This window comes from Pseudomonas sp. GW821-FHT05D12, assembly GCF_059419825.1.
The window spans coordinates 18,266-34,214 of record NZ_JBWKSN010000010.1; the positions used below are offsets into that span (position 1 = coordinate 18,266).

General features: G+C 61.3%; 20 protein-coding genes and 1 pseudogene. 9 read left to right on the top strand and 12 right to left on the bottom strand.

Annotation, left to right across the window (positions count from 1 at the left end):
• Positions 1 to 20: 20 nt before the first annotated feature.
• Positions 21 to 1,634, top strand: a complete 1,614-nt coding sequence (locus AC07SI_RS19195; RefSeq protein WP_065907650.1) for an ATP-binding response regulator — start codon at positions 21 to 23, stop codon at positions 1,632 to 1,634.
• On the opposite strand, the gene AC07SI_RS19200 is transcribed toward AC07SI_RS19195, so the two are convergent.
• Positions 1,624 to 1,959: a hypothetical protein gene (locus AC07SI_RS19200; RefSeq protein WP_201145036.1), complete on the bottom strand. Its 336-nt coding sequence runs from the start codon at positions 1,957 to 1,959 to the stop codon at positions 1,624 to 1,626. The genes AC07SI_RS19195 and AC07SI_RS19200 overlap by 11 nt on opposite strands.
• A gap of 174 nt (positions 1,960 to 2,133) precedes the next feature.
• Here AC07SI_RS19200 and AC07SI_RS19205 point away from each other — a divergent pair, with 174 nt between their 5' ends.
• Entirely contained in the window at positions 2,134 to 2,604 is a 471-nt protein-coding gene (locus AC07SI_RS19205) for a GNAT family N-acetyltransferase (RefSeq protein WP_495006283.1), read from the top strand.
• Between the two features lie 98 nt (positions 2,605 to 2,702).
• On the opposite strand, the gene AC07SI_RS19210 is transcribed toward AC07SI_RS19205, so the two are convergent.
• Complete coding sequence (locus AC07SI_RS19210) at positions 2,703 to 3,632, bottom strand: LysR family transcriptional regulator (RefSeq protein ID WP_106803544.1); 930 nt, start codon at positions 3,630 to 3,632, stop codon at positions 2,703 to 2,705.
• A 117-nt stretch (positions 3,633 to 3,749) separates the two neighbouring features.
• Here AC07SI_RS19210 and AC07SI_RS19215 point away from each other — a divergent pair, with 117 nt between their 5' ends.
• Complete coding sequence (locus AC07SI_RS19215) at positions 3,750 to 4,964, top strand: cation:dicarboxylate symporter family transporter (RefSeq protein ID WP_495006284.1); 1,215 nt, start codon at positions 3,750 to 3,752, stop codon at positions 4,962 to 4,964.
• A gap of 32 nt (positions 4,965 to 4,996) precedes the next feature.
• On the opposite strand, the gene AC07SI_RS19220 is transcribed toward AC07SI_RS19215, so the two are convergent.
• From AC07SI_RS19220 to AC07SI_RS19230, 3 genes are all read right to left on the bottom strand, one after another.
• Positions 4,997 to 6,619, bottom strand: a complete 1,623-nt coding sequence (locus AC07SI_RS19220; RefSeq protein ID WP_495006285.1) for an argininosuccinate lyase — start codon at positions 6,617 to 6,619, stop codon at positions 4,997 to 4,999.
• A gap of 426 nt (positions 6,620 to 7,045) precedes the next feature.
• Positions 7,046 to 7,513 carry a copper chaperone PCu(A)C gene (locus tag AC07SI_RS19225; protein ID WP_065907662.1) on the bottom strand — a complete coding sequence of 156 codons (468 nt, stop codon included), beginning with the start codon at positions 7,511 to 7,513 and terminating at the stop codon, positions 7,046 to 7,048.
• A complete protein-coding gene (locus AC07SI_RS19230) occupies positions 7,513 to 8,118 on the bottom strand; it encodes an SCO family protein (protein WP_065907664.1) in 606 nt (201 codons plus the stop codon). The genes AC07SI_RS19225 and AC07SI_RS19230 overlap by 1 nt, the downstream gene beginning before the upstream one ends.
• A 164-nt stretch (positions 8,119 to 8,282) precedes the next feature.
• Here AC07SI_RS19230 and AC07SI_RS19235 point away from each other — a divergent pair, with 164 nt between their 5' ends.
• Together AC07SI_RS19235 and AC07SI_RS19240 are read left to right on the top strand one after the other, a co-directional pair.
• A complete protein-coding gene (locus tag AC07SI_RS19235) occupies positions 8,283 to 8,666 on the top strand; it encodes a DUF2946 domain-containing protein (RefSeq protein ID WP_065907665.1) in 384 nt (127 codons plus the stop codon).
• A gap of 62 nt (positions 8,667 to 8,728) precedes the next feature.
• Positions 8,729 to 9,274, top strand: a complete 546-nt coding sequence (locus tag AC07SI_RS19240; RefSeq protein ID WP_495006286.1) for a putative natural product biosynthesis protein — start codon at positions 8,729 to 8,731, stop codon at positions 9,272 to 9,274.
• Here AC07SI_RS19240 and AC07SI_RS19245 read toward each other — a convergent pair.
• The gene (locus tag AC07SI_RS19245) at positions 9,249 to 10,151 is read right to left on the bottom strand and encodes an aromatic alcohol reductase (protein WP_495006287.1); all 903 of its coding nucleotides are present in this window, start codon (positions 10,149 to 10,151) and stop codon (positions 9,249 to 9,251) included. The genes AC07SI_RS19240 and AC07SI_RS19245 overlap by 26 nt on opposite strands.
• A gap of 91 nt (positions 10,152 to 10,242) precedes the next feature.
• On the opposite strand from AC07SI_RS19245, the gene AC07SI_RS19250 reads away from it, so the two are divergent.
• Both AC07SI_RS19250 and AC07SI_RS19255 read left to right on the top strand, forming a co-directional pair.
• Positions 10,243 to 10,638, top strand: coding sequence for a winged helix-turn-helix transcriptional regulator (locus AC07SI_RS19250; protein WP_495006288.1), 396 nt, complete (start codon positions 10,243 to 10,245; stop codon positions 10,636 to 10,638).
• Between the two features lie 203 nt (positions 10,639 to 10,841).
• Complete coding sequence (locus AC07SI_RS19255) at positions 10,842 to 12,158, top strand: OprD family porin (protein WP_495006289.1); 1,317 nt, start codon at positions 10,842 to 10,844, stop codon at positions 12,156 to 12,158.
• A gap of 4 nt (positions 12,159 to 12,162) precedes the next feature.
• Here the strand turns inward: AC07SI_RS19255 and AC07SI_RS19260 are convergent, their stop codons facing one another.
• The 4 genes and pseudogenes from AC07SI_RS19260 to AC07SI_RS19275 all read right to left on the bottom strand — a co-directional run bounded on the left by AC07SI_RS19260 (position 12,163) and on the right by AC07SI_RS19275 (position 14,023).
• Positions 12,163 to 12,441 carry a hypothetical protein gene (locus tag AC07SI_RS19260; RefSeq protein WP_495006290.1) on the bottom strand — a complete coding sequence of 93 codons (279 nt, stop codon included), beginning with the start codon at positions 12,439 to 12,441 and terminating at the stop codon, positions 12,163 to 12,165.
• Between the two features lie 80 nt (positions 12,442 to 12,521).
• A pseudogene (locus AC07SI_RS19265) lies at positions 12,522 to 12,629 on the bottom strand (con-10 family general stress protein); the annotation flags it as partial.
• 170 nt (positions 12,630 to 12,799) lie between these two features.
• Entirely contained in the window at positions 12,800 to 13,276 is a 477-nt protein-coding gene (locus AC07SI_RS19270; protein ID WP_065907677.1) for a PA2171 family ribosome-binding persister protein, read from the bottom strand.
• A gap of 189 nt (positions 13,277 to 13,465) precedes the next feature.
• On the bottom strand, positions 13,466 to 14,023 hold the full coding sequence (locus tag AC07SI_RS19275; protein WP_065907679.1) for an ATP-dependent Clp protease proteolytic subunit: 558 nt from the start codon (positions 14,021 to 14,023) through the stop codon (positions 13,466 to 13,468).
• A 139-nt stretch (positions 14,024 to 14,162) separates the two neighbouring features.
• On the opposite strand from AC07SI_RS19275, the gene AC07SI_RS19280 reads away from it, so the two are divergent.
• On the top strand, positions 14,163 to 14,369 hold the full coding sequence (locus tag AC07SI_RS19280) for a PLDc N-terminal domain-containing protein (protein ID WP_495006291.1): 207 nt from the start codon (positions 14,163 to 14,165) through the stop codon (positions 14,367 to 14,369).
• Positions 14,370 to 14,429: 60 nt separating this feature from the next.
• Here the strand turns inward: AC07SI_RS19280 and AC07SI_RS19285 are convergent, their stop codons facing one another.
• Both AC07SI_RS19285 and AC07SI_RS19290 read right to left on the bottom strand, forming a co-directional pair.
• Positions 14,430 to 14,990 (bottom strand): type 1 glutamine amidotransferase domain-containing protein, encoded by a 561-nt coding sequence (locus tag AC07SI_RS19285; RefSeq protein WP_106803552.1) that lies wholly within the window; start codon positions 14,988 to 14,990, stop codon positions 14,430 to 14,432.
• 30 nt (positions 14,991 to 15,020) lie between these two features.
• Positions 15,021 to 15,524, bottom strand: a complete 504-nt coding sequence (locus AC07SI_RS19290) for a DUF4142 domain-containing protein (protein ID WP_065907683.1) — start codon at positions 15,522 to 15,524, stop codon at positions 15,021 to 15,023.
• Positions 15,525 to 15,722: 198 nt separating this feature from the next.
• Here AC07SI_RS19290 and AC07SI_RS19295 point away from each other — a divergent pair, with 198 nt between their 5' ends.
• On the top strand, positions 15,723 to 15,947 hold the full coding sequence (locus AC07SI_RS19295; protein WP_106803553.1) for a hypothetical protein: 225 nt from the start codon (positions 15,723 to 15,725) through the stop codon (positions 15,945 to 15,947).
• The last annotated feature ends 2 nt before the right edge of the window (positions 15,948 to 15,949 follow it).

Genomic DNA, 15,949 nt, shown 5'->3' on the forward strand with positions numbered 1-15,949 from the left:
GCCGCACAAGGACGTAACCCATGAGTCTTGAGACCAACTCCGAACTCGACCAGGCCAACCTGCGCATCGTGGTGGCCGCCATTGCTATCGTGTATATCGGCGCGCTGGGCTTCCTGCCCGGACAGTCGCTGGACACCTACCTGCCGGTAATCCTGTACATCGTGCTGTTCCTGCTGGCCTCCATCGTCTTGCGCCAGGTCATCGCGCGGTGGCCCGGGCATTACCCGGCGCGACGGATTTTCGGCATGCTCCACGACTACACCGGCACCTCGTTCGGCATGGTCATCGGCGGTGAAGCGGCGTTGCCGCTGTATGCGGTGATGGTGTGGGTCAACCTGGGCAACGGCATGCGCTATGGCTCGCGCTACCTGGCGATTGCCACGGCATTGGCGTTGCTGGCGTTGTTGGTGGTGTACCGGCTCACGCCGGTATGGCAGGCGCAACCCTTCATGGTGCTGATGCTGATGATCACCAGCACGGTGATCCCTGTGTACGCGCATATCCTCCTGGAACGTACGCGCAAGGCGTCCGAACAAGCCATCGCGGCCAACCTGGAAAAGTCCCGGTTCCTGGCCCAGGCCAGTCATGACCTGCGCCAGCCCATCCACTCCATCGGCCTGTTCACTGCGTGCCTGCGCGAAGCCAGGCTCGGCGATGAAGAGCGGCGGCTGGTGGACAACATCGACCGTTCGCTGCTCAACGTGTCGCAGTTGTTCCGCTCGATCCTCGACCTCTACACCCTCGACAACGGCCGCCTGTTGCCCAAATACCAGGCGATCCACCTGGGTGAATTCCTCGCTGATCTGGTGCGCCAGAACGCCGAGGCGGCGCGTTGGGCCGGCGTGGAATTGCGCCTGCGGCCTTGCGCATACTGGGTGCTGGTCGACCCGGCGCTGTTGGCGACCATGGTGCAGAACGTGCTGTCCAACTGCTTCAAATACGGTGCGCACCGTCCCGTGTTGATCGGCGTGCGCATTCGCGACGGTGGCTTGGCGGTGGAGGTGCATGACCGGGGTCGGGGGATTGCCGAGGAGCATCTGTCAAAGGTCTTCGAAGAGTTTTATCGGGTACGCCACCTGCGTGACAAAGACGTCGAAGGCGTCGGCCTTGGGCTGTCCATCGTCAAGCGCCTGGGGCAGTTGATGGGGGTACACGTGAGCCTGCGTTCACGGGTTGGCCATGGCACGTCCGTGAGCCTCTACGGCCTGACCCTCGCCACCGCACCGCGTGCACCGGCCGCTCGCGACGAAACGCGCCAGGCGGGCCTGCTGACCGGTTTGAAAGTGTGCCTGGTGGAAGATGATCACAACGTCTTGCTCGCCACCCAGGCCCTGCTGGAGCGCTGGGGCTGCGTGGTCCAGGCCGAGTCATCAGGACGCGACCTGGTCAGCGATTGCGACATCATCGTCGCCGACTACGACCTGGGGAATCACGCCACCGGCATCGAATGCATCGATGCCCTGCGCGAACAACGCGGCTGGGCGGTCCCGGCCCTGATCCTCACCGGGCACGATGTGGAGAAAATCCAGGCCGCCTTGCACGACCGTCAGATCGCCATTCTCTCCAAGCCCGTGCGTCCCGCTGAACTGCGCGGCACCCTGCGGGACCTGAGCCAGGAGACGGTTACTGGGTGAACCCTTGCAGTGCGTTGCCGCGTGCGCCCTTGGGCTGGCAGTAAGCGGCGGGCTTCATCAAGCCAAAGCTGGCCACCGTGAACAAGCCACCGCTGGCGCCGCTGGGCACCGAGCAGTTGTACTCGCCGGAGGCAGCGCTGGCGATGTAGTAGGTGGTCATCGAATCGCTGCGCACATTGGAAATACGCTTGACCGGTTCGCCCAGGTTGGTTTCCGACAGGGTCTTGAGGTGGTCTTCGCTGGGCTTGACGTTGCTGCAGCCGGCGACGCCGATGATCAGGGCGCCGAGCAGGGTGAGACGGGTAATGGAGGCGTGCAGTTTCATGTTGATTCTTCCTTGGGTTGTTATGGTTTTTCCAACGCACAACGAACCCGCGCGCAATGAATGCGCGGTGCGTGGGGAACGTTGGAAGTGGCGGCGAATATAGCGCCGCTGGGGGAAGCGGTCGATTAGCACAAGTGTGCTAGTGGCACGATGATTTCATGCAGGGAGATGCACATGCTGGAGATAAAACGCGCCACCCCGGAGCACGCCCAGGTGGCGTTCGACATCCACTTGCGGGCCATTCGCAGCCAATGCATCGGCGCCTATACGTGCGAGCAAATGCTGCTGTGGACGCGGGGAAAAGCCGAGGACGGCTACGACGCCCTGATGGATCAACCGTTTTACCTGGGCTGGGTCAACGGCGAGGCGGTAGCCACCGGAATGCTCGACCCGCGCAATAACGAAGTGGGCGCGCTGTTCGTGTTGCCCGATTACACCGGCCACGGTTATGGCAAGGCGATGCTGGCGTTTCTGGAAGACTTGGCACGCGAGCTGGACATGACCGCATTGGTCCTGGACTCGACGTTGAATGCGGCGAGTTTCTATCGGGCGTGTGGGTACGTGGGGGACGAGCAGGCGATTTACCATTCGCCGTCCGGTTTGCAGCTGGCATGTATCCCGATGACCAAACAGCTCAGCCCCTGACACCACACTTTGTAGGGGGCGGCTTGCCGGCAAACAAGCCGGATGACCGACCGCTATCTATGTCTATCGCGTGCCGCGCCAGGTAGGTGCGACGCTGTTTAGTGTGGATTGAGTGCCTGCTTGCGATACACCCCGGCCAATTCCCGCGCCAGCCCGATAAAGTTCTGCAGCGGCGCCGATGGATTGAATGTGCGCCGCACCAGGGTAATCGGCGCCAGCAGCTTCGGCCGCGCGTCCTTGATCCGGCAATACACCACGCTTTCGCGGTGTACGTCGCGCATTGACGCAGGGACTACCGAGATGCCTTCACCGGCGGCCACCAGGCTGAGATTGGTGAGCATGCGTTCCACTTCAAAGGCGATCTTCGGTTCGAAGCCGCCGTTCTGGCAGGCTTTGATCAGGTTGGCGTACATGCCCGGCGCGCCGGGGCGGCGCACGAGGATGAAACGTTCATCCTTGAGCGCGTCGAGCGCGATGTCGGTGCCGGGGGCTTTCAGCAATGGGTGGCCGGTGGGCAGCGCCAGCAGCATTTCTTCGTTGAGCAGGCGGTGGAAAGTCAGGCTTTGGTGAGTGCTGACCGGCGCGCGGAGGATGCCGATGTCGATGCGTTTTTCGACGCTGTCCTCGGTCACCTCCCGGGCGCTGCCTTCGTTGATCGACAGTTCCACGCCGGGGTAGCGCTCGCGGTACGCGCGAATGATCCGTGGGATCAGCGGGTGGGCGGCGGCGGAGCTGGTAAAGCCGATCACCAGCGTGCCCTCGATGCCTTGGGCGGCGCGGGACGCCTTGAGCGAGCCTTGTTCGACACGGGCGAGGATGATCCGCGCTTCATCGAGAAACACCAGGCCACCGGCCGTCAGGTCGACGCCCTTGGGGTGGCGCTTGAACAGGTCGAAGCCCAGCTCTTGCTCGAGCGCGCGGATCTGCTGGCTGAGGGGCGGTTGCTGCATGTTCAGGCGCGCAGCGGCACGGGTGAAATGTCGCTCTTCAGCCACCATGATGAAATAGCGTAAATGGCGAAGTTCCATGGTGGTATATCCCGTGACAAGACTTTATTATTTGCGGCCGGCAGCGGCCAGGCGCCCAATATGCCGAAAGCGGCGCGCAGCGACAATAACAATAAATAAAAACAGGCTGGAGTACCGATGCCGACCCGATACGCCAAGAACGCCACCCTGCCTATTTTGATTGCCATCGCACTTGGCATGACGCTGGGCCTGGTGTCTCCGAGCCTGGCGATTGAAATGAAAGTGTTGAGTGACGGTTTCATCAAGTGCGTCGGCTTATTGATGCCGTTCCTGTTGTTTGTATTGGTGTCCACCGGTGTTGCCGGTATCAAGCGCGCGCCGCAGCACCGCCATGTCGTACGGCGCATCATTGTGTATTTCCAGTTGATGTCGTGTGCCGCGCTGATGCTGGGCATGGCCACGGGCTGGGTGTTCAACCTCGAGACCAGCGCGGTCTCGGCGCCGCCGTTACCGCCCGAAAGCTTCCTGCATGAACTGTCGCTGCTGTCGGCGTCCTCCACGTTGTACCGCGTGTTTACCCAGAGCCTGGTGCTGCAAGTGATGTTCGCCGCCGTGCTCTGCGGGCTGCTGCTGGGGCGCGGCAGCAGCCTCGGCAATCGCTGCCTGGGCTGGCTGGAGGCGGGCGTCCATGGGGTGTTTTTCGTACTGCGGATAATCTTGAAGTTTGCCCCGCTGGCGGCGTTTGGGGCGATGGCGTTTGTGGTGGGTAAATATGGGGTTAGTTCGGTCTTGCCGCTGTTGAAGTTCGTGCTGGTTATATACCTGGTGAGTGCGTTATTTGTGGTTGTGGTATTGGCCTTTATTACGCGTTTAGTTGGAATAAAGCTCACGCGTTTGATGGGTTATTTGAAAGAAGAGTTATTGCTGGTGACATTCACCGGTTCTTCCGTGGCGGCACTTCCCGGTTGCGTGGATAAACTCGAAGCCCTGGGCTGCGATCGCCAGTTAGTGCGCCTGGTGTTGACCACCGGCTACACCTTCAACCTGGCCGGGACCAACCTCTACCTGACTACCGCGATCATGTTCCTGGCACATATGGCCGGGGTCGAGATTGCCCTGCCGGAGCTGCTCGCGGTGTTGGTGATCTGCCTGGTGACGTCACTGGGTTCCACCAGTGTGGCGGGGTCGGCGTTGTTCACCTTGATCGCCACTTTGAACATCCTGCAACTGGTCCCTCTGGAAGGGGTGGGCCTGCTGCTGGGAGTGGAGCGCTTGATGAAGTGCCGCTCGCTGACCAATGTGCTCGGCAACTGCGTGGCGTGCCTGGCGATTTGCGGGTGGCAGAAGTCGATTGATCGTGAGGTGTTGAAACAGGCACTGCCTACCCAGTAGGAGCCGGCAAGCCGACTCCTACTGGTGAGGGGTCAGCCTTTGGTATTGGCCAGTTTGTCGAAGGCCTTGTCGAGGTTGCCTTCTGCACTTTGCAGCTTCTCACGCCGCTCCTTCAGCCACTGCTGATCCTCTTCCAGCGTCTTGCGCGCCTCCACCAGCATGCGCTTGACCTCCTGCGGCTGCGGGCCGCCGGTGCCTTTGCGGGTTTGGACCATGGTGGTCGGCGACAACGCCGCGCGAAAACCGGCCTCGTCCAGCGGCAACGTGTTGGGAGTCCACTTGTACTTGTCCGCCGCCTGGCTATACAGCTTTTGTGCATCGGCGTAGGGGAAGGTCTTCGGCGTGGTGCCATTGCTGCGTGCTTCGGTGACGATCAGCGAGGCAAAGCTGTGACCGATACGGAACGGCACTTTGTATTGACGCTCCAGGGTGTCGGCCAGCTCCATCGACGTGGTCCACTCCGATTCCAGTTCTTCCAGGGCCCGCTGCGGGTTGATCTGCAGCGCGTCGAGCACTGCGTCCATGGCCTGGAACATCTCCTTGGTCGATCGGAACACGCCCAATGAGTCGAACGCGAACTTGTAGTCGGTCATGCCAGTGGTGACGTTATGCGCGCGCAAGGTCACGGCCTGGGCCAGGCCGACCACGTCCGAGGCGGTCTCCCGCGCCCGCATCAGCAAGCCGGGGTTGCGTTTTTGCGGCATGGCGCTGCTGGTGTAGGTGGCCTCTTCATCGAGCAGCAGCCACGGGCGGATCTGGTGATACTGGGTGTGGATGTCGCCAATCATGGCGCCGACACGAATCGCCGAGGACGACGCCAGGTTGGCTGCTTCGATCGGGATGTCGTAGGTCGACACCTGGCTCGAATCCAGCGAGTTCTCGCGCACGCCATCAAACCCCAGCAGCTCGGCCAGGCGCTCGCGGTTCAGCGGGTAGGCCGAGTTTGCCAACACCGCGGTGCCCATCGGGCTCTTGTTCAAGCGTGTGTACAGTTCGCGGATGCGCTGGCCATCACGGTCAAACGCGGCTTCGAAGGCCAGCAGGTAGTGGGCATAGCTGATCGGCATGGCCTGCACGCCGTTGGTGTAGGCGGGCACCAGGGTGTCGACGTTCTTGTCGGCAATGTTCAGCAGGCGCAGGCGCGTGGCGTTGAGTGCCTCGCTGTAGGCCAGCACCTGGCTGCGCAACGCGGCCAGGCGGTAGGTGGCGAGCATGTCCTGGCGGCTGCGCCCGGAGTGGATCAGTGAGGCCTCGGGACCGATCTTGTCGGTCATGATCTTTTCCAGTTGCAGCACATCGCTGGGGCGCGTGCCGCCGGGCTGATCGGCCTGGGCAATGGCGTAGCGCACACCGCCGGCGATCTTTTGGCCCATGTCCGGCTTGACGATGCCTTCTTCGGTGAGCATCACGATCGAGGCTTTGTTGATGCGATTCAGCCAGGCGAATTGCGTCTGGGTCGGATCGGCCTTGGCCTTGTGTTCGGTTTGCGAGCTGTCGGGCGTGGCGCCGACTTTCGCCGCCTGGGCCGCGCATTGTTCGGTGGTGGTACACGGCAACTCGCCGGTGTTGGCCGCCTGGGCGCCGAAGCTGTTGAAGAGGGCGAAGGCCACCGCCAGAGGCAGCAGGCTTTTCAGGGCGCGGGGGGATGTGTTCACAGGAGTACCCGATTTATTTTTGGAATTGGGGGCCAACCGGGCGCAGGGCACAGGCGGCAGGATCAGGCTATCGGGTCTGTTTGCAGATTGAAAATATATAGTAAGTGTTGAAGGCAGAGGTTTTAGGTATGGCGTTGGGAGGGTTTGCGTTGAATGAAGGGGGGTGTTGGGTGAGGGGCTGTTGTGGTGAATGAGGTTGTTGTAGGAAGAGGGCTGTTGTGTTGAATAAGATTGTTGTGGTGAGCGGGGGCTATTGTGGTGAGCGGGCTTGCCCCGCGTTGGGGCGCGCAGCGGCCCCGGGCATGCACTGCAGTTCTTCAGGTGGATTTGGGTTGTCAGGTTTCAGGGCTGCTGCGCAGCCCAACGCGGGGCAAGCCCGCTCGCCACAAAAACCTGGTGCTGTCCAGAAAACCCAGCGGCAACAGATCAATGCATCTTGCTATGGTCCATCCCATCCAGGCCGCGTGCGGTGGCCTTGACTTCAATGGCTTGTTTCTCACCCTTGGCGTTTTTCACCGTGAGGGTCAGCGGCACCTGGTCGCCTTCCTTGATCTGGCTGGTCAGGCCCATCAGCATCACGTGATAACCATCCGGGTCGAGCTTGACGGCCTTGCCTGCCGGCAGGGCGACGGAATCCACCGGGCCCATGCGCATCACGTCATCCTTCATGCTCATTTCATGGATCTGCACGTCCTTGGCCGCAGGCGTTGCCACGCTCAGCAACTGGCTGTCGCTGTCGGCGGTCAGGGTCATGAATGCGCCGCTGGACGGCTGGCCCGGCACCGAGGCGCGTACCCATGCGTCGGTGACCAGTACCTGGGCGCTGGCGTGCGCTGCGAGGCCCAGCAGGGACAGGCCGATCAGGGTGCGCTTGAGGTGTTGAACGGCAGTCATTAGCAGACCTCCATGACGGTGAGCAGGTCTTCTGCGCACTCTTTAGCGTTAAGGGATGCCTGCAGGCCCAGGCGCAGGTTGCCGCGTGTGTCGAACACGAAACTGGTGGCCGTGTGAGACAGCGTGTAGGTGTCGCCGGCCGGGATCTTTTCATAAAAGATCCCGAACTCCTTGGCGGCCACGGCGATTTCTTCCGGGGTGCCATACAGCGCTTCGAAGCTGGGGTCGAAGGCTTTCACGTACTTGTCGAGAATCTCCGGGGTGTCGCGTTCCGGGTCCAGGGTGATAAAGATCACCTGCATGATCTCGCCGTCGCGGCCCATCAGCTTCTTGGCCTGGGCTGCGCGGGCGAGGGTGGTCGGGCACACGGCCGGGCACTGGGTGAAGCCGAAGAACACCACCGGCATCAGGCCACGGTAGGAGCTGAGGGTGACGGTGTCGCCCTCGGTGTTCTTGAGCTTGAAGGTGCGGCCCATGATCTTGTCGCTCAAGTCCTTGCCGTACTTGAAGTTCAACCTGGGGCTGTTGTCACAACCGGCCAGCAGGCCCAGACCCAGCAGGCCCATGCCGGTCAGGACCTTGCGGCGGGTAAATAACGTACTCATCAACTGTGCATCCTGTGAAACGCCTGCATTGCTCTGGATCTACACATCAGGCTTTGAGGGTGCCAAGTCTACCAACCCTGGGAAGCGCACGTAATCTGCGACGTTCTGCCACAGGGGCATGCCGTGCTTCATCCTTTTGCGGCTCTGATGGTAGAGTCGCAGCCATGAAATCGAGCCATCCCGCCCGTCCGCTGATCGTCTGGACCCTGTACTTCTGCGTGCTGATGAACCTGTTCGCGTGCGGTTTGGGGCATGGCCAGATGCTCGGCCAGCAACTCAACGGGATCGGCGGGGCGTTCTGTTCGGTGGACGGTAGCCAGGCGCCACTTTCCGACAAAGGGTTGGGCAGCCCGTCTTCCAGCAACATCTCGAACTACTTTGCCTGCCCGGTGTGCAACGCCGTCACCGTTGCGCTGGTGTTCCTGATCGGTCTCGCCTGGCTGTTGGGCCTGGCGCAAACCCCGCGTCCGGCGCATGAGCGGCGCAACAAGGCGCCACCGCGTTATTCCTGGCCCTCGGCCAACCCCCGCGCTTCCCCGACTTTCTGACGTGTGCCTTGGGCTCCCTGCAACCAGGGGGCGTTCTATCGTCACGACTGAGAGTGCGTTTCATGAACCACCTGTTGCCTGCCGGCGCCAGCCGCCTGGTCCGCAAGGCGTCGCGTCGCCTGCGCGCGGAACCTGTGCAGCCTGACTACCCGAGCAATTCCCGTTGTTTCGTACACCTGGATGCGCGCCTGTTGCCGTATTGGCACAGCGTGTTCGACATCTGCCCGGCGCTGCTCAAGCTCGACCCACCCGAGGGCCTGAACCTGTTCCGCAGCTTCATGACCTGGGCTTACCGCAACCAGCCAGCACAGGACTGGACCTACCACCTGAACATCGGTCGCTGGCTGCTGGGCTCGCCGTATCGCACGCAGATCGACGATGAGCCGATCGAAGCCTTCATGGCCGCCGCCGCAGCGCGCTGGATCAATACCGACGACAGCCCGGCACAGGGTGTGATCCTGGCCTGGCAAGGTTCGACCGTACTGGAGTGGAAGGGCACCCCGCTAGCGACCGTCGAGCCACCGCGCACGCCGGAGCCGGCGGGGGACTTTGTCTGGGGCTCACTGGACACGCGGGGCGAATTCAGCGGCTGGTTGCCGGTGCCGTAAGGTGCTGGCGAATCCACGCGTCGACGTCGGTCACGGCGATGCCGTGCCGGGCGTTGAACGTGACGGCGGGGTCCCAGGCCACGCCGTTGCCCTGGGCGAACACCGCGCGGTACTTCTTCAGGTTGTCGTCGGGGCTGCTGGCGAGGTCGGCCAGTAGCGCCGGCACCGACCAGGGTTCGCGCTGGAGCTGGATGCCCAAGGCGGCGTCGACGGTGTCGGCCAACTGCCCGTAGGTCAGGGTGTCGCCAGCGGTGTACACCACCTGGTTGGCGATGGCGGGTTCAGCGAGCACGATCTGCGCCGTCAGCCGGCCGATGTCCTCGGGCGTGGTGACGGTGACGGCTGTGTCCCAGTCGCCCAGGGCATGCACGGTGTTTTGCGCGAGGTCGACCACGCCAAACGACGGCTCGAACAGAAAGCTGGTGAACATCCCGGTGGAGATGATCAGCCACTGGGTGGTCTGTTGGGCGCGCAGCAGGTCGCGCACGTCCAGTTGCTCGTCGAACAGGTCCTGCGGGCTGCCACGGCCGATCACGTCGTAGTCCACGCCAAATTGCCACGGCACATAGCGCTTGACCCCACTGCGGATCGCCGCCTGTGCCAACTTGCGTTGGGTGCCTGGGCCTGCGGCAAATCCGATGCAACTGATCACCGTGTCGAACGGCGCGAACAGCGCGGCGAGCGTGTCCTGGCTATCGTTCTGCAGGTCGCCGGCCAATGGCTCGACGCCGAGCTCACTCAAGCCATTCGCAGTAGTCGACTGCGCACGCAACAGCACGGCGATGCGGGTGCCCTGCGGCGCCAGGGCGACCAGTTCGCGCAGCACGGCCATGCCCAGTTCACCGGCACCGAGCACCAGGATGGAAGGGGAAGTCATAGGGTTCTCCGTCAACAGTGAAAGTCGTGGCATGCTTGCAGAATTAAACGCCGCGCATAAGAAGGCACACGCGTGATACCGAGAGACCCCCATGGATAACGACGAAATCATCCGCCGCTCGCAGGCCGCCTGCGACGCACTCAGCGCCGACGATGACGGCCTCAAGCGCGAGGTGTTGAGCCACGCCGGCAACCGCTGGTCATTGGGCATCGTGCACGTGCTCGGCGTGTCCGGTCGCCTGCGCCATGCCGAGATCGGTCGACGCATGACGGGCGTCACCCAGCGCATGTTGACCCGCACCTTGCGCCAGTTGGAACGCGACGGCCTGGTGCTGCGCCATGACTTTCAGGAAGTGCCGCCAAGGGTCGAATACGCCCTGTCGCCCCTCGGCACGCAGTTGTTGGTGCACATGATTCCGCTGTGGACCTGGGTGGTGGGAAACGGCGAGGCGTTTCGCCAGGCGCGGGAGCAGTTTGATCAGGCTTGATCGGGAAGCAGCCGGGCAGACGCGAGCGGAGACAGGCCTGGATTGTTACGCAAACTGAAAAAGTGATTGGCGGTTTTGGCGGCTGTTTCTGTGCCGCTCAACTCTATACCGTGCGCGCTCCCGTTGAATGCGGCACCGACCCGACTGACAAAGAACAGGGTTGGGCCGTGACGGGGTCGCCTCAATCACTTCTCGGAGCCTTCATGAAGCACACCACTTGCCTGGCGCTCGCCGTGTCCATCGGCGCGGCGCAGCAGGCGGCTGCCGCCGGTTTTATCGATGACAGCAAAGCCAGCCTCGACCTGCGCAATTTCTACTACAACCAGGACACCCGCAATGCCAGGGGCGCCTCGGACAAGGAGTGGGGCCAGGCCTTCATGTTCAACTACCAGTCCGGTTTCACCGAGGGCGTGGTCGGCCTGGGCCTGGACCTGCAACAATGGTATGGCCTGCGCCTGGATGCGTCGGGCCGCGCGGGCAAGGCCGGTGAAGACAACACCCCTGGCAGCGTTTTCCCCCTCGACGACGGCAAGGCTGCACATGACTTCAGCAAGACTGGCGTCACCGGCAAAATGCGCATCGCCCAGACTCAATTGAAAGTCGGCAGCCTGATGCCCAAGCTGCCGGTGCTGACCACCGAAGACGGGCGCCTGCTGCCCCAGACCTTTCGTGGCTATCAGCTGGATTCCAAGGACTTCAAGGATTTCAACCTGGTGGCCGGCAAGCTTGAGCAGGTTGTCGACCGTAATTCCAGCAACGGCCAGGGCATGTCGATTGCCGGTGCCAATGACCCGATCAAAGGCAAATCCAGCAACCAGTTCTATTACGGCGGGGTTGATTACAGCGTCACCAAGCAGCTGCAGCTGCAGTACTACTACGCCAACCTGGAGAATTTCTACCAGCAGCACTTCCTCGGCCTGGTGCACAACTGGCAGTTGCCGGTGGGGCAGTTCAAGAGCGACCTGCGCTATTTCTACAGCACCGCTGATGGCAAGAATGGCAGCGCGGCGGGGCGCAGCGAAGGGTATGTCAGCTCGGGTTACTACGCGCCGGGCATCAACACGGGCAAGGTCGACAACCGCTTGTGGAGCGCACTGTTCACCTATGGTCTGAGCGGGCACGCGTTGAGCCTCGGCTACCAGAAAACCACGGGCGAAAGTGACTTCCCGCATATCAACCAAGGTCAGGGCCGCTCGCTCTACCTGATCACCAATTCGCAGTCACTGAAGTTCGTGAATGCTGGCGAGCAGGCGACGGTGGGCAGCTATGCCTATGACTTTGCCGGCCTGGGCATTCCTGGCCTGCGTTCAAGCGTGACTTATATCCACGGCAGCCATATCCGTACCGCCGGCCGCGATAACAGCGAATGGGAACGCGACCTGCGCCTGGATTATGTGATTCCCACCGGCACGTTGAAGGGCTTGGGGTTTACCTGGCGCGGTGCGGTGCTGCGCGGGAATGACACCGCAGACAAAGATGAAACGCGCCTGATTGTCAGCTACAGCATCCCGCTGATGTAACGCGTCAACTGCCGGTATGCGGGGTTTTCTTTTTCGTCGCCTTGCTGCTGGGCTGTTTGTGCGGCGCAGGGCTCGGCGAGGCTTTTTCCTTGGGAGCAGTCTCGGTTTTTTTGTCGCTGTCTGATGGGCTGCTGGGGTAGGTGCCCGGCGGCAGGGCAGAGCCGGCGGCGCTGCTGTCGCTCAGCGTATTCGGTGACGGCGCGGTATCATCGCCGAAGGCGGCGAAGGCCGGACTGGCCAGCAGGGCCGACAGGCCGACGATAAGCAAAATCCTTTGGGACATTCTGGTCTTCATGACGCGATCCCCTTGTTGCTCTGATCATGACTGAAGCCCGAAAAATCCGGGCTCCAGTACTGCTTCAATCAAGACTTCTTGCCGCCGCCGGAGCTGTGCGCCCCGCCTTTTTTGCCGGCTTCAGAAGCCTTTTCGCGGTCATTGGCAAAGTTGCCGCCCGAACCTTGACCGCCGCTTTTTTTCTGTGTGTCGGGCTTGGCTTTGCCGCCTGCACCCGTGGTGGTTTTTCCGCTGGTAGCCATTTTCAAATCCCTCATCAATGAGTGAATCAATGGTGTCGCTTAATTGGGAATACTCAACCGAAAGCAAAGTTTGAAAAAGTTCGCCGCCATGCGACGAATGGACGTCACGCCGCGAGCGGCTTGGCGCCCATGGATTTCTTGTGCGCCGCTTTCATCGCTTCCATTTCAGCGCCGAGTTCTTCCAGCACCGCCTTGCCCAGCAGCTTCCTGGCCTGGGGGAACATCTCGGTTTCCTCTTCTTCGATGTGGTGTTCCAGCAGTTCCTTGACCACTTTGACGCGCCCGGAGAACTCGGTGGTGGATGGCTCGGTCTGCTTCAGGTCGGGCAGCACCAGGGCGTCGACCGTGCGATGCTCTTCCTTGGCTTCGTGGTACATGATGTCTTGCTCCTTGCCGCCGGCTTTGCGGAAGGCCGGGTAGAGGATCTCTTCCTCGAGCTTGGTGTGCAGGCTGATCTCCATCTCGAGTTTGGCCAGCAGTTCGGTGCGCTTCTTGACGCCGCGTTCGGTGGACTCGCTCAGTTGGGTCAGCAACGCCTTGACGCGTTCGTGGTCAGCCTTGAGAAGGTCGATGGCATTCATGGTGGAACCTCACGGATAGCAAGCGGGCGCGTCGAAGTGCGCGCCTCGTCCGTTAGGTAGTGCATCAGTTATACCAACTTGAACGTATTTATAAATCCTTTATGAATCAGTCGTTTATCTTGAGATCGTGAGTGTGGCGGTCGTGCAGCTTGCATGGTCGTGCAAGGTTTGGGTTGCATTACGCCGTCCCTAGCCGCCGCTGACTTTCCAATGCTTGATGTCTTCAGCGAACACCACCTGCTTGACCTCATGGGCAATCCCGTAGGCGAGCGATTCGTGCGCGGCAATGACCTTTTCCTCGGCTGACAGGCACTTGAAAATATCCAGCTGGGTGTCGGCTTGGGACGTCTCCAGTTCATAGATTTTCACGTAGCGGGCCAGGTCGTTATCCAGGCTCGACAGGTACTCGCGCAGCCGTTGGTGGTCCACCGAACTCTGGCTGAAGTACCAGTTCATCGGATGGATCAGAAAGCGCGAATGCGGCGTGGTGATACGCCGGTTCGCTGCCAGGAACATGATGATGCCCATGGATTCGATATTGCCCGCGTTGATCGCGCAGAGCGGCACCGGCAGCGCCTTGAGGAAGGTGTAGAGGGTAAACCCGAAGTTGGTGCTGCCGCCCGTGGTCGACAGGTTCAGCAGCAGCGAACTGGCGCCTTCGTCGATCGCATCCAGGCAGCAGTCGCGAAAACGCTCGGTGGTGCCTTGGTCGATCTGGCAGTGAAAGTGGATAACATGCTCGGTCATCCTGAACCTCCGGAATTCAGTGCAAGAGGGGTGACTGAGGTTGAGTCTAGAAGGTTGCCCGCGATGTGCCCGGGTGCAAATCGGATGGAACCCTCGGGCCAGATGCTTGACCTAATGCATAGACCTCAGGAGGTGAACCATGCAAATAGAATATATCTGGATCGCGTTGGCGGTGATTTTGCTGCTGTTGGAATTGTGGGCGATCAACGTCGTATTGCGCAGCACCGGTGGCTGGGAAACCAAGGGGCTGTGGGTGGTAGTGCTGATTTTCGTGCCGCTGTTGGGGCTGATTGCCTGGGCGATATTCGGTCCCAAGCGAGAGATGGCGCAGCAGCGCAGAAGCTAAGGTCCACAGGTAAAAAAACAGGCGCCGAGAGGCGCCTGTTTGCGTTTCAGCCCATCGCTATCAACCCGCCAGGGCCTTGGCGATGGCTTGGTTGAATGCCGGCAAGTCATCCGGTGTCCGCGAGGTGATCAAGGTCCAGCCATTGGCCTTGCACTCCTTGACCTCGGCATCCACCCAACCGGCGGCACCGGCGTTTTCCAGGTCGATGCGCACGCTTTTGTAGGAGGTCAGCGTCTTGCCCTTGATCACGCCGGCGTCGATCAGCGCCCATGGGCCGTGACAGATCGCGGCCACGGTCTTGCCGGCCTTGACGAAGTCGTTGATCACCCGCAGCGCCGCTGCATCCTGGCGCAGGGTGTCGGCGTTGACAGTGCCGCCAGGGATGACCAGTGCATCGAATTCGCTGCTGACCACGTCCGACAGTTGCACGTCGGATTCCACCGTCTTGTCTTTCTCGGTATCGCCGACAAACGTCTGGGTGGTGCCGCCCTTGCTGGATGCGTGGGTTACGGTGGCGCCGAACCCGCGCAGCGCTTCCAGCGGCTTGACCAGCTCGTCGCGCTCGATGCCGGTGTTGGAGGTGATGATCAGGATGTGCTTGCCGTTGAGTTGCGCGCTCATGGTCGAGTGTCTCCTTGGGTCAGGGGTAGATTAATGGTCGTGTTTGGCTTGCAGTTCCTTGGCCATTTTCAAATGGGCTTCAAGGGTCGGCAGGGTCTTGGTGGCGAAGGCTTTCAGCTCGGCGTTGTCCGAGGAAGCGGCTTCTTTCTGGAACAGTTCGACAGTTTTTTCATGGGCCGCCACCTGGTTGTTGGCGTAGGCCTTGTCGAACGATTCATCGCGCAGTTCGAGGATGGCTTTCTTGGCCTTGTCGGTCAGCGCGGCATCGTCCGGCACTTCGATATCGAGTTTTTTCGCCAGGGCTGCCAGTTCCTGGTTGGCCTTGGTGTGGTCGGTGACCATGTGCTGGGCAAAGGTTTTCACATCGGCCGAGCTGCTTTTTTCGAGGGCGAGTTTGCCGGCCTCGACTTCAGTGATGCCGCCTTGTGCCGCGTCTTCTACGAAGCTGTTGGACGTCGCGGCCATGGCCGTGGAAATCGAGCCGGCAACCAGCACGAAAGTCAGGCCCATCTGTTTGATCAGTTGCGTGGTCATGGTGGATCTCCTTGAACATGGCGGGATGCCGTTACCTGAGTGTTGAGCCGGCCCAACTGCAAAAGGTTTAAATTAATTCGCGCTTTTCTCACCAGCGGGCATGACTGGCAAATTCCTTGAACTATCGAAATCCGTTGGCCTCTGCTGCACAGGTGCGTGCGATTTTCTTGCACGCCTTCAACTGCCAGGAGAGACACCGTGACCGATCACAAGACCGCCGATAAAACCCCTGACCCCATCAGCTCCGAACAGGCGCAGAAAGGTGCCGGCACCGCCGCCAAGGGCGAGACGCTGGAGCGCCCGAACCCCAAGACCGAAACCGTCGACAAGGTGCTCACGCCGACCTCGATCAAGGACACCGAGCGTCAGACCGATGCGATCAACGAGCAGGCCGCCAAGGCCGAGCGCAAGCTGGGCCACTGAAC

Coding starts and splice junctions, on each gene's coding strand:
- AC07SI_RS19270 (WP_065907677.1), bottom strand. CDS start 13,276: ATGAATGCCATCGACCTTCTCAAGGCTGACCACGAACGCGTCAAGGCG.
- AC07SI_RS19280 (WP_495006291.1), top strand. CDS start 14,163: ATGCAAATAGAATATATCTGGATCGCGTTGGCGGTGATTTTGCTGCTG.
- AC07SI_RS19245 (WP_495006287.1), bottom strand. CDS start 10,151: ATGACTTCCCCTTCCATCCTGGTGCTCGGTGCCGGTGAACTGGGCATG.
- AC07SI_RS19205 (WP_495006283.1), top strand. CDS start 2,134: ATGCTGGAGATAAAACGCGCCACCCCGGAGCACGCCCAGGTGGCGTTC.
- AC07SI_RS19290 (WP_065907683.1), bottom strand. CDS start 15,524: ATGACCACGCAACTGATCAAACAGATGGGCCTGACTTTCGTGCTGGTT.
- AC07SI_RS19285 (WP_106803552.1), bottom strand. CDS start 14,990: ATGAGCGCGCAACTCAACGGCAAGCACATCCTGATCATCACCTCCAAC.
- AC07SI_RS19250 (WP_495006288.1), top strand. CDS start 10,243: ATGGATAACGACGAAATCATCCGCCGCTCGCAGGCCGCCTGCGACGCA.
- AC07SI_RS19225 (WP_065907662.1), bottom strand. CDS start 7,513: ATGACTGCCGTTCAACACCTCAAGCGCACCCTGATCGGCCTGTCCCTG.
- AC07SI_RS19195 (WP_065907650.1), top strand. CDS start 21: ATGAGTCTTGAGACCAACTCCGAACTCGACCAGGCCAACCTGCGCATC.
- AC07SI_RS19275 (WP_065907679.1), bottom strand. CDS start 14,023: ATGACCGAGCATGTTATCCACTTTCACTGCCAGATCGACCAAGGCACC.
- AC07SI_RS19210 (WP_106803544.1), bottom strand. CDS start 3,632: ATGGAACTTCGCCATTTACGCTATTTCATCATGGTGGCTGAAGAGCGA.
- AC07SI_RS19240 (WP_495006286.1), top strand. CDS start 8,729: ATGAACCACCTGTTGCCTGCCGGCGCCAGCCGCCTGGTCCGCAAGGCG.
- AC07SI_RS19260 (WP_495006290.1), bottom strand. CDS start 12,441: ATGTCCCAAAGGATTTTGCTTATCGTCGGCCTGTCGGCCCTGCTGGCC.
- AC07SI_RS19235 (WP_065907665.1), top strand. CDS start 8,283: ATGAAATCGAGCCATCCCGCCCGTCCGCTGATCGTCTGGACCCTGTAC.
- AC07SI_RS19200 (WP_201145036.1), bottom strand. CDS start 1,959: ATGAAACTGCACGCCTCCATTACCCGTCTCACCCTGCTCGGCGCCCTG.
- AC07SI_RS19230 (WP_065907664.1), bottom strand. CDS start 8,118: ATGAGTACGTTATTTACCCGCCGCAAGGTCCTGACCGGCATGGGCCTG.
- AC07SI_RS19215 (WP_495006284.1), top strand. CDS start 3,750: ATGCCGACCCGATACGCCAAGAACGCCACCCTGCCTATTTTGATTGCC.
- AC07SI_RS19255 (WP_495006289.1), top strand. CDS start 10,842: ATGAAGCACACCACTTGCCTGGCGCTCGCCGTGTCCATCGGCGCGGCG.